The following is a 22,500-nucleotide window of genomic DNA, read 5'->3' on the forward strand; positions in this document are numbered from 1 at the left end:
GGCCTACGGGCCGGCGCCGCGGCCCGGCGAACCGGCGCGGTGGCCTCGGCCGCCGGAGCCGCACGGGTGGCCGGCTCGGCGACCGGTTCCGCAGTCGCTTCCGCGGCGGGCGGAGCGACCTCGGCCGGAACCGCCTCGGGGGCCGGCATCTGGATCGGTTCGGGCAGCGCGACGGGCACCGGCGGCGCGTCGACAGCGGTCGCCGCGTCCTGCGCGAGCGATGGGGTGGACGAAAGGGCAAGGACGGCGGCAATCGCCGTCATACCCGGGCGAAGCACGTTCTTTCGGTACGTCATGCGCAAGGATCGTACCGGACCCGAATCAGGTTCCTTTTTTTCCGACGAGTCGCGTTAACCAAAGGGCGAAATGAAAAAGTGCTTGGTTTTTCCGAACGTAGGAAAGGCGGGGCAGTCCTGCCCATAACGCCTGCGTAACGAGGGCTGGACAATCGGGTCCTATTGGGGGAGCGGGACGCCATGCCCCACTACCTCCTCCACTATGAGCTCGCGCCCGATTATCTCGAGCGCCGCCCCGCCTTCCGCGATGCCCATCTCGCCCTCGCCTGGCAGGCCGCCGAGTCCGGCGCCCTGCTGCTCGGCGGCGCGGTCGGCGACCCCGCCGAGTCCGCACTCCTCCTCTTCACAGGCGCCGAAGCGGCCGAGGCATTCGCGCGGGCGGACCCCTATGTGCGCGAAGGCCTGGTGCGCAGCTGGCGAGTCACCCCCTGGATCACCGTCGTCGGCGCGGGCGCCGCGAGCCCGGTCCACCCCGCTTGAGGCTTAATGGATGGGGGTCGAGTTACATGTCCAAACTAAGCCCACCGTGCTTCCGCCAGCGGACGCTACGCCGATTTCATCGTCACCGACCACGACGTGATGGCCTAAGCGCCGCATCCGTGACAGCGACGTGCTGAAGGCCGGCGAGGAGGTGCGGCGCGTTAGGCGGCGCGTTTTTGGACGGTCAGTTCAAGGCCGAGCGCGCCCAAAACCCCGACAAGCGTTTCGAGCGTCGGATTACCGTTGCCAGACAGTGCATTGTAGAGCGCTTGGCGGCCGAGGCCGGCTTGGCGCGCAATTTCGCTCATCCCCTTTGACCGCGCGACATCGCCGATCGCGCGAGCGATCTCCTGAGGCGATCCGTCTTCCATCCAGATTTTCAGATAGTCGAGAATATCGTCCTCGGACGACAGGTAATCGGCGGGATCAAAGGCCTTCGTCTTCGTCCCCAATGCCAAGCTCCTTCGCCAACGCCTTCGCGCGAGCAATATCGCCCGCCTGACTATCCTTGTCGCCACCCGCTAGCAGCAGGATGACGGTCTCCCCCTGCTGCGCGAAATAGACACGATAACCGGGGCCGAAGAACATGCGCAGTTCATGCACGCCCTCACCCACCGGCTGGCAATCGCCGAAATGCCCGTCCGACAGCCGCCGCAGCCGCTTCAGGATGCGCAACCGTCCTTCGCGGTCACGCAGCTTCTTCAGCCAGCGGACGAAGTCGTCGGTTTGCTCCAACGAGAAGCCTTGTCCTTTATAGAGGACAAAGGCGTCGATGTCAATGTCGTCTGGCATTCCAACTGCGCTCAGTCTGTTGGGGTTGCGTGAGCCAAAATGATGTTTGCAATTTTCGTGGCCTCGCGCTTCGTGAGATCGAAGGGTACCGGGCCAATCCGAACCGTTAGATCCTCCCGAATTTGGATTGGGATCACGTTTCCCGACGCCGCCGGCTCTCCATCCGTTCGGCGCTCCGGTAAGGGCGTTACCGGCGGCTTCCGCAGCACGAACTTCTTCTTTTCAACGACGCCATCCGGCTGCTCAGTAGCTGGCCGCTTTGCCTGTGGACGACCTAAAGGCCGGAATCCTACGGGATTCTCGCAATACGCTTTGAAATCGGCAACTGAGGTCTCGAACCGACTGCGGTACGTTCTCGCGCTCTCCGGCGTGTACCTCTTACCAAACTTATTGGTAAAGCGGAGCATCACGTCATCGATATCAAGCGCCGTGATGTCGCCAAGCTCGTCTTCCTCCAGTGCGGCGAGCACTTTATTGGCGACGGCCTTTCGCGCCTGCGCGGTATTGAGGGGGATTAAGCCTTTCGAGCCGAGCCACTCGAGAAATTCCAAAAAATCCGCTTTCGTGCGTCCAGCCATGACCAGTGCTCCGCCAATCCAACCCGGCGAAGATAGTTTCACGCTCAGTTCATGTCAATGTGATATTTCACACAAAAGATATCTATCGACGTCGCCCCACCCTAATCGCCTTCTGCTTGCCGTAGCGGGTCTTGCGGGTGCCGGGCTTGCCCTCCGTCGAATTGCCAAGGATCGGAGCGCGGCGCTGGGCGTCGGGCAGGCCGAGCTCGTCATTCTCGAGCTTGCGGATCTCGTCGCGGAGCCGTGCCGCTTCCTCGAACTCGAGGTCTGCGGCGGCCTTGCGCATGCGCCCTTCGAGGTCCTCGATATAGGCGCGCAGGTTGTGGCCGACGAGGTGCGGCGCATCCTCGTCGCCGGTGTCGACCGTGACGCTGTCGCGGTTGGAGACGTCCGCCAGGATGTCGCTGATGTTGCGCTTGATCGTCTGCGGCGTGATGCCGTGCTCGAGATTATAGGCCTCCTGCTTCTCGCGGCGGCGGTTGGTCTCGTTGAGCGCGCGCTCCATGCTTCCGGTGATGCGGTCGGCATAGAGGATGACCTTGCCCTCGACGTTCCGGGCGGCGCGGCCGATCGTCTGGATCAGCGACGTCTCGGACCTGAGGAAGCCTTCCTTGTCGGCGTCGAGGATCGCGACCAGCCCGCATTCCGGGATGTCGAGGCCTTCGCGCAGCAGGTTGATGCCCACGAGCACGTCGTACACGCCCAACCGCAGGTCGCGGATCAGCTCGATGCGCTCCAGAGTCTCGACGTCGGAGTGCATGTAGCGCACGCGCAGGCCCGCCTCGTGGAGATATTCGGTGAGGTCCTCGGCCATGCGCTTGGTCAGCGTGGTGACCAGCGTTCGGTAGCCCTTGGCCGCGGTCGCCTTGGCTTCCTGGATGAGGTCCTGGACCTGCTCCTCGACCGGCTTGATCTCGACCGGCGGGTCGATCAGCCCGGTCGGGCGGATGACCTGCTCGGCGAAGACGCCGGCGGTCTGCTCCATCTCCCATGGGCCGGGGGTCGCCGACACCGCCACGGTCTGCGGGCGCATCGCGTCCCATTCGTTGAACCTGAGCGGGCGGTTGTCGATGCAGCTCGGCAGCCGGAATCCATACTCCGCCAGTGTGATCTTCCGGCGATGGTCGCCACGCGCCATCGCGCCGATCTGCGGCACCGTCTGGTGGCTCTCGTCGACGAACAGCAAAGCGTTGTCCGGCAGATATTCGAACAAAGTGGGCGGCGGCTCGCCCGGCAGCCGGCCGGTGAGGAAGCGCGAGTAATTCTCGATGCCGGCGCATGAGCCGGTCGCCGCGATCATCTCGAGGTCGAAATTGGTGCGCTGCTCGAGCCGCTGGTGCTCGAGCAGCTTGCCCTCCGCCTCCAGCTCCTTGAGCCGCTCGCCGAGCTCGTGGCGGATCGCCTCCATCGCCTGCTTCAGGGTCGGCCCGGGCGTCACATAGTGCGAGTTCGCATAGACCTTCACATAGTCGAGGCTCGCCACCTTCTTGCCGGTCAGCGGATCGAACTCGACGATCTCTTCGATCTCATCGCCGAAGAAGGAGATGCGCCAGGCGGTGTCCTCATAGTGGGACGGGAACAGCTCGAGGCTGTCGCCGCGCACCCGGAAATTGCCGCGCGCAAAGCCCTGGTCGTTGCGCTTGTACTGGAGCGCGACGAGCTTTCGGATGATCTCGCGCTGGTCGACGGTCATGCCCTTCTTGAGGCTGAACACCATCGCCGAATAGGTCTCGACCGAGCCGATGCCGTAAAGGCAGGACACCGACGCGACGATGATGACGTCGTCGCGCTCCAGCAGCGACCGGGTCGCCGAGTGGCGCATCCGGTCGATCGCCTCGTTCACCGAGCTTTCCTTCTCGATGTAGGTGTCGGACCGCGGCACATAGGCCTCGGGCTGATAATAGTCGTAGTAGCTGACGAAATATTCGACCGCGTTCTCGGGGAAGAAGCTCTTGAACTCCCCGTAGAGCTGCGCGGCCAGGATCTTGTTGGGCGCGAGGATCAGCGCCGGCCGCTGCAGCGTCTCGATGACCTTGGCCATCGTGAACGTCTTGCCCGAGCCGGTGACTCCCAGCAGCACCTGGGTCTTCTCGTCCTCGCGCACCGCGCCGACCAGCTCGGCGATCGCCGTCGGCTGGTCGCCGGCCGGCTCGTAGTCCGAGACCAGCTTGAACTTCTTGCCGCCCTCGGCCTTCTCCGGCCGATTAGGTCTGTGGGGGGTGAAGTCCTGGGTCTCGGGTTCGGCCAGGCTGGTGCGGATCGCGATTGCCATTGCACCCATATGGTCATTGCATGGCCGCCGCGCTACCGTCCGGCCATAACCACAAGCAGGGGAGACGAGGATGCGTTACTTGGGGTTTGTGCCGTTGGCGGCGCTTGCCGCGTGCGGCGGCGGGGGCGAGAACGAGACCAAGGCGGCGGCCGCCGACGCGCTGCGCGCCGGCCAATATGAGGTCACGGCCGAAGCCACCCAGTTCCGCCAGGCCGACGAGGGCGAGGCCGCGATCAACATGGCGGTCGGGACCCGCGAGGTGCGCTCGGTGTGCATCGGCGACACCGCGCCGCCGGAGCTGTTCGCCGCCGAAGGCCTGACCTGCCGCCGCGGCACTTCCGACTATATGCGCGGCGGCACGATTAGCTCGACCTACAGCTGCACCGTCGAGGGGCATCCGGGTTCGGTCGCGCTCACCGTCAGCGGCACCTATGGCGAGGACAGTTTCGAGGCGACCCGCAATCTGCGCAGCGCCTTCGTCGGCCAGGGCGACGTCGTCGCAGACGCCCGCCTGACCGGCCGCCGCACCGGCGACTGCACACCCGCGCCCGAAGGCGGCAACACGGCGGCGCCGGCCAACACCAACTAGGGACCTCCGCTTGCGCCTGCCCGCTCCCCTCGCCGCATGCCTGCTCCTCGCCGGCTGCGGCGGCGGGGACGAGGCGCCGGCAAACATGACCCGCGACGCGGTGTCGGCCGAAGTCGCCGACGTTCGCGTCGCGCCCGGCCAGTGGGAGCAGCGCAGCGAGATCCTCAGCGTCGAGGGTCCGGACATGCCGCGCGAGCTCGCCGCCCGCTTGCAACGGCCCCGCCCTCCCTTGCGCTATTGCATCACGCCGGAGCAGGCGACCGAGCCGGCGCGGGTGAGTGACGCCATCGCGCGGCCGCAAGCCGGCTGCACGGTGCGCGGTTTCACCATGAGCGGCGGCCGGATGGAGGGCCGAATGGTCTGCCGCGAAGGCGCTCCCGGCCAGGTCAGCACCGCGATGAGCGGGACCTATTCGCCGGATGGTTTCGACTATAGGTCGCGCATCGAGATGCCGCCGCCGATCGGCGACGGGGTCGTGAGGCTCGAGGTCCGGACCACCGGCAGGCGGATCGGCCCATGCCCGGCACAGGCACCTGGGGAGGGGAAGCAATGATCGGTTACGTGACACTCGGCACCAACGACCTCGAGCGCGCGCGCGCCTTCTACGGCGCGCTTCTTGCCGAGATCGGCGCCAAGCGGCTGCTCCAGCTTCCTCACGGCTTCACCATGTGGGGCACGGCGATGAATCGGCCGGGCCTGGTCGTGACTCCGCCTTATGACGGCGGACAGGCGGTGCCCGGCAACGGCAACATGGCGGCTCTGGTGGTCGACAGCCGCGAGAAGGTGGAGCGGCTTCACGCCAAGGCGCTGGAGCTCGGCGGCACCTGCGTGGGCAAGCCCGGCCTGCGCGGACGCGAGGAACTCGGTCAGTATTTCGCCTATTTCCGCGACCTCGACGGCAACAAGCTCGCGGTGTTCAGGATCGGCCCGGCCTGAGCCTACTCACTCCGGCACGATGGTGAAGCCGGCGGGCGCGCGCTCCTCGCGATGCTCGTCATGGTACATGTCCATGATCAGGGTGAAGCGACCGGGCGCGGCGCTGCCGCAGTCGAGCGGATAGGCATCGACGATCGTCCCGAAGGCGCCGACGCCCATGTTGCCGCGCTGGCCGACGCGCGGCGCACTGCCGTCGCCGCAGCGCAGCCGGGCGATATAGGCGCGCTCGCCCGTCGGGCCGCCGACCCGCACCGGATTCTCCATGGTGCCGAGCGGATGGCGCTGCGCCGCGGCGATCGCGGCCGCTTCCTCGTCGGGACTCGGCGCCAGGCCGAGCTCGCGGAGCATCTGCTCCGGAGTCGAGCTGCGCTGGCCGATCGGCGGGCTCGGCTGTTGCGCGGCGGCAAGCAAGGCGGCGGCAAGAAGGACGGAAAGGGCCATGACAGCTCCGGGATTCGAAAATGGTCCGAACGGTTTAGCGGATCGGCCGAGCCCCGCCTAGCGACGGCTCAGCGACTCGGCGCAGGCGGCGCGGTCGGCATCGCGGCCGTCCGGCAGGCGCGCGTCGGCATGGGTCGAAACCGGCTCGCCGCCGCGCCGCTGCGCGTAGAGATAAAGGTCGAGCACGCAAGCGGCGCCAGAGAATTGCAGCTTGCGCGCCGCGCCCTCGTGAATGTCGAGCGCGGGCCGGCCGAACAGCGCGATCAGGCTCGCTGCGCTCCGCCCCATCAAGGGATCGTCAGGGTCCACGGCGGGGCTTCCCGCCTGCGGCCCCGGCCGCTCCGTCACCGGCGGCGTCGGCCGGCCCGGCGAGACGCAGCCGGCGAGCAGGGCCACCGTTCCTCCAAGGGCCAAAAGCCGCGCCGTACGATCCATCATCCTGCTCCTGTCCTGGCCGCCTAGGAATCACGAAGGCGCGCCGCCCGCAAGGGTTCGCCGCAAATCCGTTCCCATCGCCCGAGCACGAAGGTAAGGCGCGGATCATGACCGCCCTCCACCCGTTCCACCTCGCTTTCCCCGTCGACGACCTTGCCGCCGCGCGCCGATTCTACGGCACCCTCCTCGGCTGCCCGGAGGGCCGCAGCTCCGACCGGTGGATCGATTTCGACTTTTTCGGTCACCAGATCGTCGCCCATCTCGCCCCTGGCCGCGCCGGCCGCGAGGCGCACAACCCGGTCGATGGCGAGCATGTGCCGGTGCCGCATTTCGGCATCGTGCTGCCGATCGCTGAGTGGGAGAAGATCGCCGAACGGCTCCAGGAAGCGGGCATCGACTTCATCATCCCGCCAGCCATCCGCTTCGCCGATCAGCCCGGCGAGCAGGCGACGATGTTCTTCCTCGATCCCGCAGGCAACGCCCTCGAGATCAAGGCGATGCGCGACCCTGCGAACCTGTTCGCCAAATAGTGATCAGCAGGGATTGATGCTGCCATATTGGCCGTTCCAGTAGAGCAAAGGCGACACGTCCTCGCGCACGCAGACGTCCTCGATCACGCCGATGAAGATCGAGTGCGTGCCGAACTGGTGGTGGTCGATGCGGCGGCACAGGATCGAAGCCTGGGCGTCGATCAGCCGCGGCGGCAGGTCGGGAAAAAGCTCCCACCCTTCCGCGAAGCGCCGTTCCTCCTCGCGCCGGTCGGCGAACATTCGGGCGATGTCCTCCTGGTCGCGGTGGAGGATGTTGACCCGGAAATTGGCCATGTCCGCCATCGAGGCGTGGACCGCGGCGGCGCGGTTGATGCAGGCGAGCAGGCTCGGTGGCTCCATCGACAGCGACGACACGGCGGTGGCGGTAATCCCGTGCGGGGAGCCATGAACGTTGAGGCTGATCACGTTCACCGTCGCCGCGACCCGGCGCATGGCGCGGCGGAACTGGTCGACGACCTCGTCCTCGCTACGGTTCATGCCTCAAACCGCATCTCGTAGCCGACCAGGATCTCGCACACCCAGCGCGCCGCGGTGAGCGCGGTGATCTCGCCGACGTCGAGCGACGGGTCGAACTCGGTGAGATCGACGAGCGCGACCTTCGGGTGGGCCGCGAGGATCCGGGCTGCGAGGAAGAAGTCGTTGACGCTCATCCCGCCCGGCCGGGCGCCGGGCGCGCCGGGGCACTGGCTTCGGTCGATCACGTCGATGTCGAAGTCGACGATGATCCGCTCGACATGGTCGAGATGGGCGAGCGCGTCGTCGATGACGTTGGCGATGTCGTCGCGGTGGACCATGTCGATGTCGATCACGTCGATCCCGGCCGCGACCGCGTCGTCGTGCATCTTGGCGGTGTTGGCGAACGGCGCGAGGCCGATCTGGCAGATGTTGCGCCCGGGCAGCCCGTCCTCGAGCAGGCAGCGCACCGGGTTGCCGTTGCGCGGTCCGTCCTCCGTCGTGCGCATGTCGAAATGGGCGTCGAGGGTGATCAGCCCGACCTCGCTGAGCGGCACGCCGAGGCCATGCGCCGCCGGCCGCGTCACCGCATTGTTGCCGCCGAGCAGGATGGTGAGCCGGTGAGCCGAGGTCGCGGCGGCGACCGCGTTGCGGATCGTCGCGAAGCCGTCGGCGGGCATCAGGCCCGTTACCGGCAGGTCGCCGCAGTCGGCGACGCGCCGGTGAAGCTCCTCGCCCGACAAGAGATCGTAGGTGCTGAACCGGCGCAGCGCCTGTCTTATGGTCGCAGGTGCGAGGTCGCAGCGGCCGGGGGTCACCGACCCCGCCTCCATCGGCACACCGATCAGCGCCACCTCCGCAATTTCCTCGGTCCCGATCAGATCGGTGATACGCGGCCAATCGCTCATGACTTGGCGCTTATCGCTCCTTCGTGCGAAAGGCGAGACCATGTGGGATCTCGTCCTTACCGACTGCAACATCGCGACCATGGACCCGGCGGTGCCGGGGCCGTTCGGGGCGATCGAGAATGGCGCCATCGGAGTCATCGACGGCCGAATCGTCCAGGTCGGCCGCCGCTCGGAAATCGCCGGCTCGCGCGCCAGGCGGGTCGAGGCGCTGGGCGGCGCCTGGGTGACGCCCGGCCTGATCGATTGCCACACCCACCTCGTCTTCGGCGGCAACCGCGCCAACGAGTTCGAGATGCGTCTCCAGGGCGCGAGCTACGAGGACATCGCCAAGGCCGGCGGCGGCATCGTCTCGACCGTCTCGGCGACGCGCGCGGCGAGCGAGCAGGAGCTGGTCGATCAGGCGCTGCCGCGACTGGACGCGCTGATGCGCGGCGGGGTCACCACCATCGAGATCAAGTCGGGCTACGGCCTCGACAAGAAGACCGAATTGAAGATGCTGCGCGCGGTTCGGGCGCTCGGCCGCGGCCGCGCGGTGCGCGTCGTCCCCACCCTCCTCGCTCTCCACGCTCTGCCGTCCGACTATAAGGACCGGCGCGAGGCGTTCGTCCGCCTCGCCACCGACGAGATCATCCCGGCCGCCAAGGCCCAGGGCCTCGCCGAGGCGGTCGACGCCTTCTGCGAGGGGATCGGCTTCACGCCGGCCGAGGTCCAGGAGGTGTTCGAGGCCGCCGCCGCCGCGGGCCTCCGCATCAAGCTCCACGCCGAGCAGCTCAGCAACCTCAATGGCGCCGCTCTCGCCGCCCGCTACGGCGCGCTGTCGGCCGACCATCTCGAGCATCTCGACGAGGCCGGCGCGGAAGCGATGGCGCGCGCAGGAATGGTCGGAGTCCTTCTCCCCGGCGCCTTCTACGCGCTCAAGGAGACATGCAAGCCGCCGGTGGACCTCATGCGCAAGCACAAGGTTCCCATGGCGGTGGCGACCGACTGCAATCCCGGCACCTCGCCGGTCCTGTCCCCGACCCTGATGCTGTCGATGGCCTGCACCCTGTTCGGTCTCACGCCGGAGGAGGCGCTGGCCGGAATGACCCTCAACGCCGCCCGCGCCCTCGGCCGCGAGAACGAGATCGGCTCGATCACCACCGGCAAGGTCGCGGACCTCTGCGTGTGGGACGTCACTCGCCCCGCCGAGCTCTGCTACTGGATCGGCCACCCGGGACCGCAGCGACGGCTGTTCGGAGGGATTGAAGCCTAGACCGCACCGTCCGGCCGAGCGCGCCGCGCCGCGCCGAAACGGAGCACCAAAACGGATCGGGTTGCGGTCGCGCCGACCGCCGACCTCCCTCATATTCCCTCTGTTTTGAGCGATCGGGGGGCATCTATGGGGTCGCGCATTCCACCCTTTCTGCTTTCGGCCGGACTCCTGCTCAGCGCGCAGCCGAGCCTTGCCCAACCGGCGCCGAGCGCCGCCGACGCGGCCGATGCCGAGGCCAGCAGGCACAGGGCGGAGGCCGATAGGTGGGCCCAGCGGGCTGCGCTGCTGCGCCAGCGGGAGGCCATCGACCGCGCCTTGGCCGCACCTGAGATGCAGACAGTCGCCACCGCCGCTGCTCAGAATCCTCCGCCGAGGGCCGAGAGCCGCCAGCGGAACGAGGGACAGACGGGTCCAGGCGGCAACAGCCAGGACACGACCGATCCGCCTGTCGGTGTCGGCAGAAACACTCCGGAGGTGGAGGAGGAGGGACAGCCCGTCACCCGGCCTTTTGGCGGAATCAATTTTGGCGTCGGCATCTCGTTCACGCTCGACCTGGGATCGAGCGATCGTGTGCAGGAGGCGCAGCTGGTCAACGGCGTTGTCCGGGTAACGGACGAGCGGAACGGCATCGCCCGCATCATGCTCGAATCCCACTATCTGTTTACGCCGGGCTACGACCCCACCCCGAATGCGGTGCAGCCCAGGAACGGCCCGTTTGACACCTATGCCGGGCAGTGGGGACACGGACCATTCGTCGCCTTGCAGCCGGGCCAGGACGACATCATCGATGCGGTCGGCCTCGGCTGGATGATCGGCTTCCGCCGGAGCCTCACCACGACGCAGAGCTTCAATTTCGGATTGGGGGCCGTGGTGGACCCGAACACCAAGATTCTCGGCGACGACATCCTTCCGAACCAGCCGTTGCCACCGGGAGAAACGGAGATTCGCTTCACCAACGAGATGCAGACCGGACTCCTGTTCCTGACCTCCTTCTCCTTCTAGGCGCAGCGATATCGGCGGCGCCTGGCCGGCCTGAACCGACGGCATTTGCCCTTCCAAAAGCCACGGTCGGGCGGCTAGTGGAAGCCATGCTTTCACGACGCGACAACAGCCGCACCATTCGTGCGCGCACGGGGCCTGATCTCAAGGCCAAGGCCTGGACCACCGAAGCCGCCGTGCGCATGCTGATGAACAATCTCGACCCGCAGGTCGCCGAGGCCCCGGAAAGCCTCGTCGTCTATGGCGGCATCGGCCGCGCCGCGCGCGACTGGGCGAGCTTCGACCGGATCGTCGAAACCCTGGAGCGGCTGGAAGGCGACCAGACCCTGCTCGTCCAGTCGGGCAAGCCGGTCGGCGTGTTCCGCACCCATGCCGACGCGCCGCGAGTCCTCATCGCCAATTCCAACCTGGTGCCGAAATGGGCGACCTGGGACCATTTCAACGAGCTCGATCGCAAAGGCCTGATGATGTACGGCCAGATGACGGCCGGATCGTGGATCTACATCGGCACCCAGGGCATCGTCCAAGGCACCTACGAGACCTTCGCCGAGATGGGCCGCCAGCATTTTGGGGGCGACCTCAAGGGCAAATGGATCCTCACCGCGGGCCTCGGCGGCATGGGCGGCGCCCAGCCGCTCGCCGCGGTCATGGCCGGCGCCCACTGCATCGCCATCGAGTGCCAGGAAAGCAGCATCCAGAAGCGTCTCGAGACCCGCTATCTCGACAGGCGCGCGACCAGCATCGACGAGGCGCTCGAAATCATCCGAACCGCGACCGAGCCGACCTCGGTCGGCCTGCTCGGCAACGCCGCCGAGATCCTGCCGGAGATGGTCAAGCGCCGCATCCGCCCCGATGCGCTGACCGACCAGACCTCCGCCCACGACCCGGTCAACGGATACCTGCCGATCGGCTGGACCGTCGACCAATGGATCGCCAGGCGCGAGAGCGATCCCAAGGCGGTCGAGGAAGCGGCGCGCAAGTCGATGGCGGTCCATGTCGAGGCGATGCTCGCCTTCAAGGACATGGGCGTTCCGACCTTCGACTATGGCAACAACATCCGCCAGGTCGCCAGGGACGAGGGCGTCACCCACGCCTTCGATTTCCCGGGCTTCGTCCCGGCCTATGTGCGTCCGCTCTTCTGCCGCGGCGTCGGCCCGTTCCGCTGGGTCGCCCTCTCGGGCGATCCGGAGGACATTTACCGCACCGACCAGCGCGTGAAGGAGCTGATCCCGGACGACGCCCACCTCCACCGCTGGCTCGACATGGCGCGCGAGCGCATCGCCTTCCAGGGCCTTCCCGCGCGCATCTGCTGGGTCGGCCTCGGCCAGCGCCACCGCCTCGGCATGGCGTTCAACGAGATGGTCCGCAGCGGCGAGGTGTCGGCCCCGATCGTCATCGGCCGCGACCATTTGGACAGCGGCTCCGTCGCCTCGCCCAATCGCGAGACCGAGGCGATGATCGACGGCTCCGACGCCGTGTCCGACTGGCCCCTGCTCAACGCCCTGCTCAACACCGCGTCGGGCGCGACCTGGGTGTCGCTCCATCATGGCGGCGGGGTCGGCATGGGCTATTCGCAGCATGCCGGAATGGTCATCGTCGCCGACGGTACCGACGAGGCCGCACGGCGGCTCGAACGCGTGCTGTGGAACGACCCCGGCACCGGGGTGATGCGCCACGCCGATGCCGGCTACGACATCGCCATCGACTGCGCCCACGAACAGGGGCTGGATCTTCCGATGATCTCCTCACCAGCCCGTTCGGGCTGAGCCTGTCGAAGCCCTCCCTTTCTTGATGTGCTGAGCTAGGAAGAAGGACAGGCCTTCGACAAGCTCAGGCCGAACGGAGTTTGTTGTGACTATCGACCTCAACCCCGGCTCGATCCCGCTCGCCACCCTGCGCGACATCTGGGCCGGAGCGCCGGTCGCCCTGGCGGCCCCCGCCTGGGACGCGGTGCGCGAGTCGGCCGACTCGGTCGGCGCGATCGTGGCGAGCGGTCGCACCGTCTACGGTATCAACACCGGCTTCGGACTTCTCGCCCAGACCCGGATTCCGACCGAGCGCCTCGCCGAGCTCCAGCGCAACCTTATCCTCTCGCATAGCGCCGGCCTCGGCGCGCCGCTCAGCCCGCAAGTCGTGCGGCTAATGATGGTGCTCAAGGTCGTCGGCCTAGGCCGCGGCATGAGCGGCGTGCGCCCCGAGCTGGTCGAGCGCATCCTCGCGATGATCGCGGCGGATGCCCTGCCGGTCATCCCGAGCCAGGGCTCGGTCGGCGCCTCCGGCGACCTCGCCCCGCTCGCCCATATGAGTGCCGCAATGCTCGGCGAGGGCCGAATCACCCTTCGCGGCGAGGACATGCCCGCCGCCGTGGCGCTTCAGAAGCTCGGTCTCGAGCCGCTCGTGCTCGGCCCCAAGGAAGGCCTGGCGCTGATCAACGGCACCCAGGCCTCGACCGCGATCGCGCTCGACACCCTGTTCGCCGCCGAGCGCGTGTTCGGCGCCGCGCTCGTCTCGGGCGCGCTGTCGACCGACGCTCTCAAGGGGACTGACGTCGCCTTCGACCCGCGAATCCATGCGGCGCGCGGCCAGAGGGGCCAGATCGCCGTCGCCGAGATGCTCCGCGGCCTGCTCGCGGAAAGCGGAATCCGTGCCTCGCACGAGGGCTGCGCCAAGGTGCAGGACCCCTACAGCTTCCGCTGCCAGCCACAGGTGATGGGCGCCTGCCTCGACCTCATGCGCAATGCCGCGGCGGTGCTCGAGATCGAGGCCAACGCGGTCACCGACAATCCCCTGCTGTTCGGCGACGACGCCCTGTCGGGCGGCAATTTCCATGCCCAGCCGGTCGCCTTCGCGGCCGACACTTTGACCATGGCGTTGTGCGAGATCGGCTCGATCTCCGAACGGCGCATGGCCGTTCTGGTCGATCCCAAGATGAGCGGCCTCCCGCCCTTCCTGATCGAGGACAGCGGCGTGAACTCGGGTTTCATGATCGCCCAGGTCTCCGCCGCGGCTTTGGTGTCGGAGAATAAGTCCCTCGCCTGGCCGGCGAGCGTCGACACCGTGCCGACCTCGGCGGGGCAGGAGGACCATGTTTCGATGGCCACCCATGCCGGCACGAAGGCGCGCCGAGTCGCCGGCAATGCCGCCGGAGTGATCGGCATCGAGCTACTCGCCGCGGCTCAGGGCATCGACTTCCAGCGTCCTCTGAAAAGCTCGCCCCCGCTCGAGCAGGCGATGGCGGCAATCCGCGCCGCCGTGCCCTTCTACGACAAGGACCGCTACATGGCCGACGACATCGCCTGGGCGCAGAAGGCCGTTCTGGACGGCGCGTTCGGCGAAGCGGGCATCCTATCTCGGGGCTGACCAGATCACCGTCGACACGATGGCGGCGATGAAGCCGACGAAGACGAGCCCCAATACTCCGGCGACCGCGCCGAGGACGATTCCGCCGACGCTCATGATGTAGGGCGAGCGGTCGGCGAGATTCTGGCCAAGCCGCTTGCCCTTGATCCCGAAGATGATCGCCGGGATGGCGGCGATCAGGCCGAGCGGCCAGAACATGAAGCCGATCCCGCCGCAGACCAGCGAGATGATCGCGTAATTGGTCGCCTGCCGCGCGGTCTCGCTCTGGGCAGGTGCATAGGCATTGCCCGAGACCGCCGGGCCGCTGGCCGGCAGGATGAAGATGTCGATTGGCCGTTCGTCCGCGATCTCGAAATCGACGTCCCGGCCGACGAGCGGTTCCTCCGGCGAACGCCAGTCGGCGCGCTGGAAGGTCCTGCGCTGGCCCGACACGTCGCTGATGATGCCGCTTCGCTCGGCGGGATCCCAATGGATGATCGTGCCGCGCATGCCGCCCCTCCGATGCCTGTCGCCCGACGATAGCCAAGCGCGGGCGCGAGCGGAACCGGGCCGGACGCGCGGCCAGGCTGATCAGGCGCCGCCGCCACGCTCCTCGGCGGCGGCCATCAGGTCCATCAGGTTGCGCGCCGCCTCGCGATCGGCCTCGTCCTTGAAGGCGACGTCGAGGTCCGGCGCCTCGCCGAGGGTGAACAGCAAGGCCCACAAGGCGAAGCGCCGGGCGCGGTCGGTCTCGAGGCCGAGATCGACCTTCATGCGGTCGATGCCCGCGGTGAGCACGTCGGGCGACAGCGCCGCCATGTCGGTGGTACCGAAATAGCGCTGGAGCTGATCGTCGAAGGTCATGCCGCGCTCTACTCCGCCGGCGCCGCCTGAGCTCGCGCACGCTCGCGCTTTGCCTTACGGCGGCGGCGCCAGGACGTGTAGCCGAGGCGGCTCGGGAACAGGATGAAGCCGGTGACGATCACCAACAGGCCGAACGCGGTCGTGATCATCAGCAGCGGCGTGTTGAAGTCCTCATGGTTCTTGAAGTCCATGATGTGGAGCGACCACAGGAAGTCGAACGTGCGCCACAGCGTCGAGCGGCGCGCGCCGACGGCGCCGGTGTCGGCGGCGACGTAGAGCGCGCGCCGCGCCCCGTCGTCGAAGTCCACCCGCCAGGCCGGCAGGGCGCCGCGATATTCGGTCGACTCCTGCTCGACGAAGCTGACTCGGGCGGCGCGCTGGTCGCCGGCATGGTCGCGTTCCGCGATCTGCACGGCGAGGGTCTGGGGGATCGGCGACAGCTGCCGGCCGGACGCGAGGTCGTAGAGCCGCGGCTTCGCCCCGGCGCCGGTGACCAGGGCGACCGGCTGGCCGAGCAGGCTGCGGAACTCGATCTTCTCGCCGGCCTGAGCGCCGGCCGCATGGATGCGCTGGAGGCCGGCCGCGGCGTCCGCCATCGAGATGGGAACGGGCGGCTGCTCGGCGACCATATGCTCGCTGCGCACCTGCTCGATCGGCGCGATGGCGAAGAACAGGCCGCTCACGAACCAGAAGAGGAACGGAACGGCCAGCACCAAAGCGAGCCATTTGTGGATCTTGCCTGCAATTCGCGACGGTGCCGCCATTCTACTACCCCCACTTGGTTCCATCTAGATCAACATGATCGCGGCGGGATGTCACTGCTTGCAGTGACCCATCGCTTCGTGCTCGGGTGTACACGTAGTCGTCGGAGCGGAGGGTTCCTGCTTCGGCGCCGGCTCCACCCGGTCCACCCGCCGCTCGACCGGCATGATCTCCCTGCGCGTGGTCGGCGCCGGCCGCGGTTCGGGCGTCGGCGCGGCGCGCGGCGCGGGAGCCGCCGCTTCGGCGGCGCTCATGTTGGCAGGTTCGGAAACGTTGCCATCGTCCGACGGCACCGCCGCGTTTGCGGGCGCAGCTTCGGCGACGTTGTTGGCGGCGAGATTGTTCTCGATTTCCGGCTGGCCGCAGGCGGCCAGCACGGCCGCGCCGGCGGTTGCCGTCCAAAATGCAGTCTTCTTCATCATCGTTTTTCCTTGAATGAGAGGCGGGATTTCCCGCTCAAAAAGCCAGATGGTCCATGCCGTGCGTGACGGATGCGCCGAGGAATCCCTGGACCAGCAGCAGGGAAACGATCAGGCCGAGCAGATAGACCATCGCCCGACCGTTGGCGGCCTCGCGCCGTCGCCACGCCCGCCATGCGACCGCTCCGCACAGGAGCGCGAGCGCTGTTCCCAGCCAGCGATGCCATTGCAGGATCGGGTCGGTATCCGTGACGGTCAGCCCGCCGTTCAGCCACCCCAGGATGCCGGCCAGCATGCTGGCCGCGCCGGCGACCACGATCAGCGCGCGGATCAGCTCGACCGTCTCGCCGCGTCTTCGGGCGAGGACGAGCGCGACGAAGGCGACCGGAAACAGCGCGATCGGAAAGTGGACCGCGAACGGGTGCATCCGACCGAACCAGTCGGTCAGGCGGCCAAGGAAGGTCTTGGGCGCCTGCGCCTCCATCTCCTCCATATGAGCCTCCATCTGCTGCTGCATCTCGGAGGGAGGGATCGGACGGCTTGCCGGTGAGGCGGCGGGTTGCGCCGCCGCCGGTTGACGCGCTTTCTGGTGATCCTTGTGCGCCGGAGCAGGCGATCCCAGGGTCGACAGCGCGACCAGGACCGCGATCAGCAAGGTTCGGATCAAAACCATATCCGGACCCCGGCCAGGAATCGGACGCCTCCCGCGTCCTCGCCGGCTGCTTCGCGGAAGCTGGCGGTGCGGCCGTAAGCCTGTTCCCATTCGACCCCGACATAGGGGGCGAATTCGGGCGCGATCTCGTAGCGCAGGCGCAGGCCCGCCTCGGTCGTGCTGAGGCCGGCGCCGATGCCAAGCTCGGGAATGTCCTGCGCCGACAGCTCGACCTCGACCAGCGGCTGGAGGATCAGGCGCTGGGTGATGCGCAGGTCATGCTCGGCCTCGATGCGCGCGGTGAGCTCGCCCTCGTCGGAGAGGAAGGCGGCGGCGTCGACCTCGATCCAATAGGGCGCCAGGCCCTGGATTCCGAGGGCGAGGTGGGCGCGCTCGGGATCGGGCGCGAAGTCGTAGCGCAGGCCCGCCTGGAGATCGAAGAAGGGCGAGATAGCGTGGCCCCACAGAGCCTGGATCTCGCCATGCTCCAATTCGCCGCCGAACGCGCCCTCACCCTCGGTCTTGAGCCACACGCGGTCGAGCGGCTCGCCGTAGAAAAAGTCGGCTTCCCAGGCATAGCTTTCCTCGCCGTCGCCGAAGCCGACCTCGAGGCGCTCGGCGCGCAGCCGGCTGGTTGCCATGCGGCCGTGCATTCGGATGAGCTCCCGCCGTGCCGGATCCATCTGCCCGGCGCCGAACACGGTGTCGGCGGCATGTTCGGGGCCCGAGAACGCGCCCGGAGGAGGCGGGCCGACCGGCGGTGCCGGCGGCGCGGCCTGGTCTCCTGGCATCTGGTGCCCGGCATGCGGGTCCGCCTCCTGCCCGGGCATCGCATGACCCGCGTGCGGATCGGTCGCGGGCTGCTGCTCCATGGTGCAGTGACCCATTGCCGCATGCTCAGCGGTGCAGGTGGACGGCGGAGCGGGCGCAGGGGTCGGCGCTGGCGTCGGCGACATGGTGCAATGCCCCATCGCCGCATGCTCGGCCGTGCAGGTGGACGCTGGCGCGGGCGCAGGGGCCGGCGCGGCCGGGATCGTGCAATGTCCCATCGCCGCATGCTCCGGCGTGCAGGTCGTCGCTGGCGTTGGTGCCGGTGCGGGCTGAGCGTGTCCGCCATGCTGCGCCAGCGCCGGCGTGGCGGCGGTCGTCGCGAGGAGCGCGATCAGGAGCCGGGTCATGCCGCGCCTCCGTCCATCGGGCGGACCTTCACGACGCGCATCATTCCGGCGTGCATGTGGAGCAGCAGGTGGCAGTGGAAGGCCCAGTCGCCGGGCGCGTCCGCGGTGAGGTCGAGGTCGACCGTGCCGCCGGGCTGCACGTTGACCGTGTGCTTGAACGGCTGGTTGCCGCTGTGGCCGTTGACCAGCTCCCAGAAATGGCCGTGGATGTGGATCGGGTGGGCCATCATCGTGTCGTTGATCAGCCGCATCCGCACCCGCTCGTTGCGCTCGAAGCGAAGCGGCTCCGGGTTCTCGCTCAGGCGGACTCCGTCGAACGACCACATGAACCGCTCCATGTTGCCGGTCAGGTGGACCTCGACGGTGCGCGTCGGTTGGCGCCGGTCGGTATTCGGGCGAAGCGACACGAGGTCGCGATAGGTCAGGACGCGGTGGCCGACATCGTCGAGACCGACTCCAGGATCCCCGGTGCGGTCGACCGGCGCCGGAGCGATCATGTCGACTCCGGGATTGAGATCGACCTGCGGCGCGTTGCGCGGGTCGCGCATGTCGTGGCTCATCGGCGCCGGTTCATCCGCAGAGGCGGCCGGAGCGCTGCCCCCGTGAGCGCTGTGATCCATGCCGCCGCCATGGGCGCCGTGATCCATCCCGCCCATTCCCATGTCGCGCATGGTCAGGATCGGGCGATCGCGCAGCGGCGGCACCGCGGCGGTCATGCCGAGCCGCGGAGCGAGGGTAGCGCGGCCCATGCCCGAGCGGTCCATCGCCTCGGCGACGAAGGTGTAGGCGCGGTCCTCGGTCGGAGTGACGATGACGTCATAGGTCTCGGCCGCCGAGATCTGGAACTCGTCGACCGTGACCGGCCGCACGTCCTGGCCGTCGGCGCTGACCACGGTCATCGGCAGGCCGGGGATGCGTATGTTGAAGATCGACATCGCGCCGGCGTTGATGATCCTGAGGCGCACCCGCTCGCCGGGGCGGAACAGGCCGGTCCAGTTCTCCTGCGGGCCGTGGCCGTTGATGAGGTAGGTGTAGGTGGTGCCGTTGACGTCGAGGATGTCGGTCGGGTCCATCCGCATCTCGGCCCACATGCGCCGGTCCTCGGCGCTCATCTGGTGCTCGGGATCGCCGCTGAGGCGACCGGCGAGCGTCATGCGCTGGCGGTTGAAATAACCCGCCTCCTGGCGGAGCTTGTGCATGATCTGGTGCGGGTGGAGAAAGCTCCAGTCGCTGAGCACGATGACATGCTCGCGGTCGTAGGCGACCGGGTCGGCGCCCGCGGGATCGATGATCATCGGCCCGTAATGGCCCTGCTGCTCCTGGAGCCCGCTATGGCTGTGGAACCAGTAGGTGCCCGACTGGCGCACCGGGAATTCGTAGACGAAGGTCTCGCCCGGGCGGATGCCGGGAAAGCTGACGCCCGGCACGCCGTCCATCTGGAACGGCAGAATCAGGCCGTGCCAGTGGATGGAGGTATCTTCCTCGAGAGTGTTGGTGACCGCGATGCGCACGTCCTGGCCTTCGCGCAGGCGGATGAGCGGGGCCGGGATGGTCCCGTTGATGGTGACGGCATGGCCGCTGCGGCCGCCGACGCGGAAATTCGAATACCCGACGGCCAGGCGGATGTCGGTTCCGCTGAGCGTCTGCATCTGCGGCCGGATCCCCGGCGAGCCGGTCTGCGCCCAGGCGGGGAAGAGTCCGGAAAAGGCGAGGCCGGCGGCGCCCGTCGCGGCGCCGCGCAGCACCGACCGCCTGTCGAGGGCAAGTCTGTCGATCATGCTAATCCTTCGCGGCCGCGGCAAGGCGGCCATAAGCAGGGTCGAGGGCGGCGGCGCTGGCCGCCGCCCTCTCGTCCTGTCGCTTAGTGCTGGTGCTGCGGCTGAGCCGGCGCGGCCGGCGCCGCCGGCTGCTGGCCGTGGCCGTGCTGCGCACAGCACGGACGCTGCGCGGCGTCGGCGCCTTCGCAGCAGTCCATGCGCCCGTTGTTGTTGGCATCGGCGCAGCAATTGGCCTGGGCGCCATGACCCTGATGCTGGCCGTGACCGCCCTGCGCGCTCTGGCCGTGCTGGGCATGGGTGCCGTGGCCGTCATGCTCGGCATGGCCCTGCTGGGCGCCATGACCCTGGTGCTGGGCGTGGTCGCCATGATTGTGCTGCGCCGGAGCGGCGGGCTGCGCCAGGGCGGGAGTGACGAAAGCGAAGGCCGCCGCGGCGGCGATGAGAATGGTCTTCATGTGATGATCTCCTGAATGGGTCGGTCGAGCGCCCGGAGGCGCAGGCGATCGGTCAGGAGAGTCGCGGAGGCGGCGGATCGGCGGCGGGATTGAGGCCGCCGGCGAGCGAGACGATCATCGCCGGCTCGGGCGCGGCGACGGGAAGCGGGGGATCGGCAAGCTGGACGCCGGGGGACGGCATGCAGGCGCAGGCGATCATGCAGTCGATGCTCTTGCCCGGCGCCTGGTCGGCCGGGGCCTGGTCCTGGGATCCGCCCATCTCCGCGCAATGACCGCTCACCGCCTGGTCGGCAGCTGCATGCGGCGCGGCCATGGCGGCGTGGCTTCCGACCATGCCGAGCGGAGCCAGCAACAGGGCCGCCAGGACGAAGAGTCGAAGGAGGGCGCGAAGCCGCATGGCGCTGCAATTATGCTTGGGCGGCCGCATGCGCAATGCACATACGAAAAAACCCCGCCGAAGCGGGGCCGTTTTGTTGGTTGCGGGGGTAGGATTTGCCGCACCTGCGGTGCGTCGTCTCCGCCGCGCGCCGCGCGGCTCCGGCTGAACGAGCTCCAAAGCCAAGACCCGCCACGACCAACAAAAAAGCCCCGCCGAAGCGGGGCTGTTTTGTTGGTTGCGGGGGTAGGATTTGAACCTACGACCTTCAGGTTATGAGCCTGACGAGCTACCGGGCTGCTCCACCCCGCGCCAACTTGAGCTGAGCGCTCGGCGGCACGCTTCACGCGCGCAGCCAGGCGCTCGGCCCTGAACCGACAAAGCCGCCGCTCGGTGTACCGGCAGCGGCTTCGTCATAACGTTGTGAATGGGTTCGATCCGTGCCTGCCTGCGCCGGCTGCAAAGCCTGGCGACGACCTACTCTTCCATCGCTTAAGCGATAGTACCATCGGCGCTGTCCGGTTTCACGGCCGAGTTCGGGATGGGATCGGGTGGGTCACAGACGCTATAGCCACCAAGCTATGAAGCCGGCGCCGACAAGCGGGATCGTTCTAGAAATCGTGCACAATACATCATCTGGCTGAGCCACACGCTCACCACAGCAATGCTGTCGGTGATGGTGGGACTCTCAAGCGCGAATAGGACAATTAGGACCGGTTAGCTCCATGCGTTACCGCACTTCCACATCCGGCCTATCAAGGTCGTGGTCTCCGACCGTCCTGAGATTGCTTATCTTGAGGGAGGCTTCCCGCTTAGATGCTTTCAGCGGTTATCCCGTCCATACATAGCTACCCTGCTGCACCACTGGCGTGATGACAGGTCCACCAGAGGTATGTTCACCCCGGTCCTCTCGTACTAGGGGCAACTCCTCTCAACAATCGACGCCCACGGCAGATAGGGACCAAACTGTCTCGCGACGTTCTGAACCCAGCTCACGTACCACTTTAATTGGCGAACAGCCAAACCCTTGGGACCTGCTCCAGCCCCAGGATGTGATGAGCCGACATCGAGGTGCCAAACAACCCCGTCGATATGAGCTCTTGGGGGTTATCAGCCTGTTATCCCCGGCGTACCTTTTATCCGTTGAGCGATGGCCCTTCCACGAGGGACCACCGGATCACTATGACCGACTTTCGTCTCTGCTCGACTTGTCAGTCTCGCAGTCAGGCGGGCTTATGCCATTGCACTCTAACAGACGGTTTCCAACCGTCCTGAGCCCACCATCGCGCGCCTCCGTTACTCTTTAGGAGGCGACCGCCCCAGTCAAACTACCCGCCACAGAGGGTCCCTACGCCGGCTAACGGCGCGAGGTTAGACTGTAGAAAACAACAGGGTGGTATTTCACCAGTGGCTCCACCCGAGCTGGCGCCCGAGCTTCAAAGCCTCCCACCTATCCTACACAGTTATTTTCCACAGCCACTCTGAAGCTGCAGTAAAGGTGCACGGGGTCTTTCCGTCTAACCGCGGGTACTCCGCATCTTCACGGAGAATTCAATTTCGCTGAGCATGTACTGGAGACAGTGGGGAAGTCGTTACGCCATTCGTGCAGGTCGGAACTTACCCGACAAGGAATTTCGCTACCTTAGGACCGTTATAGTTACGGCCGCCGTTTACCTGGGCTTCATTTCGGAGCTT

Annotated in this window: 26 protein-coding genes, 1 tRNA gene, 2 rRNA genes and 1 pseudogene (1 of these 30 only partly in view); 9 read left to right on the forward strand and 21 right to left on the reverse strand. The window is 67.4% G+C overall.

The genetic code is table 11. The annotated features are described in order from the left end of the window. Window positions 1–296 (reverse strand): annotated as a pseudogene (locus G7B71_RS09565) (hypothetical protein); the annotation flags it as partial. 180 nt (window positions 297–476) lie between these two features. Between G7B71_RS09565 and G7B71_RS09570 the strand changes: the two are divergent. Next, entirely contained in the window at window positions 477–776 is a 300-nt protein-coding gene (locus G7B71_RS09570; protein WP_166040263.1) for a YciI-like protein, read from the forward strand. A 161-nt stretch (window positions 777–937) separates the two neighbouring features. Here the strand turns inward: G7B71_RS09570 and G7B71_RS09575 are convergent, their stop codons facing one another. The 4 genes from G7B71_RS09575 to uvrB form a co-directional block, all read right to left on the reverse strand. After that, window positions 938–1,228: an addiction module antidote protein gene (locus G7B71_RS09575; RefSeq protein ID WP_166040264.1), complete on the reverse strand. Its 291-nt coding sequence runs from the start codon at window positions 1,226–1,228 to the stop codon at window positions 938–940. Then, complete coding sequence (locus tag G7B71_RS09580) at window positions 1,203–1,568, reverse strand: type II toxin-antitoxin system RelE/ParE family toxin (RefSeq protein ID WP_166040266.1); 366 nt, start codon at window positions 1,566–1,568, stop codon at window positions 1,203–1,205. Before G7B71_RS09580 ends, G7B71_RS09575 begins: the two co-directional genes overlap by 26 nt. An 11-nt stretch (window positions 1,569–1,579) precedes the next feature. Beyond that, the gene (locus G7B71_RS09585; RefSeq protein ID WP_166040267.1) at window positions 1,580–2,146 is read right to left on the reverse strand and encodes a hypothetical protein; all 567 of its coding nucleotides are present in this window, start codon (window positions 2,144–2,146) and stop codon (window positions 1,580–1,582) included. Window positions 2,147–2,228: 82 nt separating this feature from the next. Then, complete coding sequence (uvrB, locus tag G7B71_RS09590) at window positions 2,229–4,418, reverse strand: excinuclease ABC subunit UvrB (RefSeq protein WP_166040269.1); 2,190 nt, start codon at window positions 4,416–4,418, stop codon at window positions 2,229–2,231. Between the two features lie 70 nt (window positions 4,419–4,488). Between uvrB and G7B71_RS09595 the strand changes: the two genes are divergently transcribed. From G7B71_RS09595 to G7B71_RS09605, 3 genes are read left to right on the forward strand one after another with little or no spacing between them, the layout of a single operon-like run. Further along, window positions 4,489–5,007, forward strand: coding sequence for a DUF3617 family protein (locus G7B71_RS09595; RefSeq protein ID WP_166040271.1), 519 nt, complete (start codon window positions 4,489–4,491; stop codon window positions 5,005–5,007). Window positions 5,008–5,017: 10 nt separating this feature from the next. Then, window positions 5,018–5,560, forward strand: coding sequence for a DUF3617 domain-containing protein (locus G7B71_RS09600; protein ID WP_166040273.1), 543 nt, complete (start codon window positions 5,018–5,020; stop codon window positions 5,558–5,560). Next, window positions 5,557–5,943 (forward strand): VOC family protein, encoded by a 387-nt coding sequence (locus G7B71_RS09605; RefSeq protein ID WP_166040275.1) that lies wholly within the window; start codon window positions 5,557–5,559, stop codon window positions 5,941–5,943. The genes G7B71_RS09600 and G7B71_RS09605 overlap by 4 nt, the downstream gene beginning before the upstream one ends. 6 nt (window positions 5,944–5,949) lie before the next feature. Here the strand turns inward: G7B71_RS09605 and G7B71_RS09610 are convergent, their stop codons facing one another. Together G7B71_RS09610 and G7B71_RS09615 are read right to left on the reverse strand one after the other, a co-directional pair. Continuing rightward, window positions 5,950–6,384: a hypothetical protein gene (locus tag G7B71_RS09610; RefSeq protein ID WP_166040277.1), complete on the reverse strand. Its 435-nt coding sequence runs from the start codon at window positions 6,382–6,384 to the stop codon at window positions 5,950–5,952. 57 nt (window positions 6,385–6,441) lie between these two features. Next, the gene (locus tag G7B71_RS09615) at window positions 6,442–6,780 is read right to left on the reverse strand and encodes a hypothetical protein (RefSeq protein WP_243406189.1); all 339 of its coding nucleotides are present in this window, start codon (window positions 6,778–6,780) and stop codon (window positions 6,442–6,444) included. A 146-nt stretch (window positions 6,781–6,926) separates the two neighbouring features. On the opposite strand from G7B71_RS09615, the gene G7B71_RS09620 reads away from it, so the two are divergent. Continuing rightward, entirely contained in the window at window positions 6,927–7,349 is a 423-nt protein-coding gene (locus G7B71_RS09620; protein ID WP_166040281.1) for a VOC family protein, read from the forward strand. A gap of 3 nt (window positions 7,350–7,352) precedes the next feature. Here the strand turns inward: G7B71_RS09620 and G7B71_RS09625 are convergent, their stop codons facing one another. Both G7B71_RS09625 and G7B71_RS09630 read right to left on the reverse strand, forming a co-directional pair. Further along, entirely contained in the window at window positions 7,353–7,847 is a 495-nt protein-coding gene (locus tag G7B71_RS09625) for a flavin reductase family protein (protein WP_166040284.1), read from the reverse strand. Beyond that, on the reverse strand, window positions 7,844–8,731 hold the full coding sequence (locus G7B71_RS09630) for an arginase family protein (protein ID WP_207774762.1): 888 nt from the start codon (window positions 8,729–8,731) through the stop codon (window positions 7,844–7,846). Before G7B71_RS09630 ends, G7B71_RS09625 begins: the two co-directional genes overlap by 4 nt. Before the next feature lie 79 nt (window positions 8,732–8,810). Here G7B71_RS09630 and hutI point away from each other — a divergent pair, with 79 nt between their 5' ends. From hutI to hutH, 4 genes are all read left to right on the forward strand, one after another. Next, window positions 8,811–9,983, forward strand: a complete 1,173-nt coding sequence (hutI, locus tag G7B71_RS09635) for an imidazolonepropionase (RefSeq protein ID WP_243406192.1) — start codon at window positions 8,811–8,813, stop codon at window positions 9,981–9,983. A 126-nt stretch (window positions 9,984–10,109) separates the two neighbouring features. Continuing rightward, complete coding sequence (locus tag G7B71_RS09640) at window positions 10,110–10,985, forward strand: hypothetical protein (protein WP_166040288.1); 876 nt, start codon at window positions 10,110–10,112, stop codon at window positions 10,983–10,985. Between the two features lie 86 nt (window positions 10,986–11,071). Then, entirely contained in the window at window positions 11,072–12,748 is a 1,677-nt protein-coding gene (gene hutU, locus G7B71_RS09645; protein ID WP_166040290.1) for a urocanate hydratase, read from the forward strand. A gap of 85 nt (window positions 12,749–12,833) precedes the next feature. Further along, window positions 12,834–14,342: a histidine ammonia-lyase gene (gene hutH, locus G7B71_RS09650; protein ID WP_166040292.1), complete on the forward strand. Its 1,509-nt coding sequence runs from the start codon at window positions 12,834–12,836 to the stop codon at window positions 14,340–14,342. Here the strand turns inward: hutH and G7B71_RS09655 are convergent. From G7B71_RS09655 to G7B71_RS09710, 12 genes are all read right to left on the reverse strand, one after another. Then, a complete protein-coding gene (locus tag G7B71_RS09655) occupies window positions 14,328–14,831 on the reverse strand; it encodes a PRA1 family protein (protein WP_166040294.1) in 504 nt (167 codons plus the stop codon). The two genes, hutH and G7B71_RS09655, sit on opposite strands and share 15 nt — an antisense overlap. Before the next feature lie 81 nt (window positions 14,832–14,912). After that, window positions 14,913–15,185, reverse strand: coding sequence for a hypothetical protein (locus tag G7B71_RS09660; RefSeq protein WP_166040295.1), 273 nt, complete (start codon window positions 15,183–15,185; stop codon window positions 14,913–14,915). An 8-nt stretch (window positions 15,186–15,193) separates the two neighbouring features. Beyond that, window positions 15,194–15,949, reverse strand: a complete 756-nt coding sequence (locus G7B71_RS09665; RefSeq protein ID WP_166040297.1) for a PepSY domain-containing protein — start codon at window positions 15,947–15,949, stop codon at window positions 15,194–15,196. 51 nt (window positions 15,950–16,000) lie between these two features. Beyond that, window positions 16,001–16,369: a hypothetical protein gene (locus G7B71_RS09670; RefSeq protein ID WP_166040299.1), complete on the reverse strand. Its 369-nt coding sequence runs from the start codon at window positions 16,367–16,369 to the stop codon at window positions 16,001–16,003. A 34-nt stretch (window positions 16,370–16,403) separates the two neighbouring features. Further along, window positions 16,404–17,021, reverse strand: a complete 618-nt coding sequence (locus G7B71_RS09675; protein WP_166040301.1) for a DUF2231 domain-containing protein — start codon at window positions 17,019–17,021, stop codon at window positions 16,404–16,406. 8 nt (window positions 17,022–17,029) lie between these two features. After that, window positions 17,030–18,196, reverse strand: coding sequence for a copper resistance protein B (locus G7B71_RS09680; protein WP_166040303.1), 1,167 nt, complete (start codon window positions 18,194–18,196; stop codon window positions 17,030–17,032). After that, complete coding sequence (locus tag G7B71_RS09685; RefSeq protein WP_166040305.1) at window positions 18,193–19,974, reverse strand: copper resistance system multicopper oxidase; 1,782 nt, start codon at window positions 19,972–19,974, stop codon at window positions 18,193–18,195. The genes G7B71_RS09680 and G7B71_RS09685 overlap by 4 nt, the downstream gene beginning before the upstream one ends. 83 nt (window positions 19,975–20,057) lie before the next feature. Then, entirely contained in the window at window positions 20,058–20,429 is a 372-nt protein-coding gene (locus tag G7B71_RS09690; protein WP_166040307.1) for a hypothetical protein, read from the reverse strand. 52 nt (window positions 20,430–20,481) lie between these two features. Continuing rightward, on the reverse strand, window positions 20,482–20,826 hold the full coding sequence (locus G7B71_RS09695; RefSeq protein WP_166040310.1) for a hypothetical protein: 345 nt from the start codon (window positions 20,824–20,826) through the stop codon (window positions 20,482–20,484). 214 nt (window positions 20,827–21,040) lie between these two features. Next, a tRNA-Met gene (locus G7B71_RS09700) sits at window positions 21,041–21,117 on the reverse strand. Between the two features lie 152 nt (window positions 21,118–21,269). Further along, window positions 21,270–21,384: ribosomal RNA gene (gene rrf / locus G7B71_RS09705) — 5S ribosomal RNA — on the reverse strand. 108 nt (window positions 21,385–21,492) lie between these two features. Further along, window positions 21,493–22,500 (reverse strand): 23S ribosomal RNA (locus G7B71_RS09710); it runs 1,791 nt beyond the window's last position.

Source organism: Sphingosinicella sp. YJ22 (assembly GCF_011320075.1).
In the GTDB taxonomy this organism is placed as follows: domain Bacteria; phylum Pseudomonadota; class Alphaproteobacteria; order Sphingomonadales; family Sphingomonadaceae; genus Allosphingosinicella.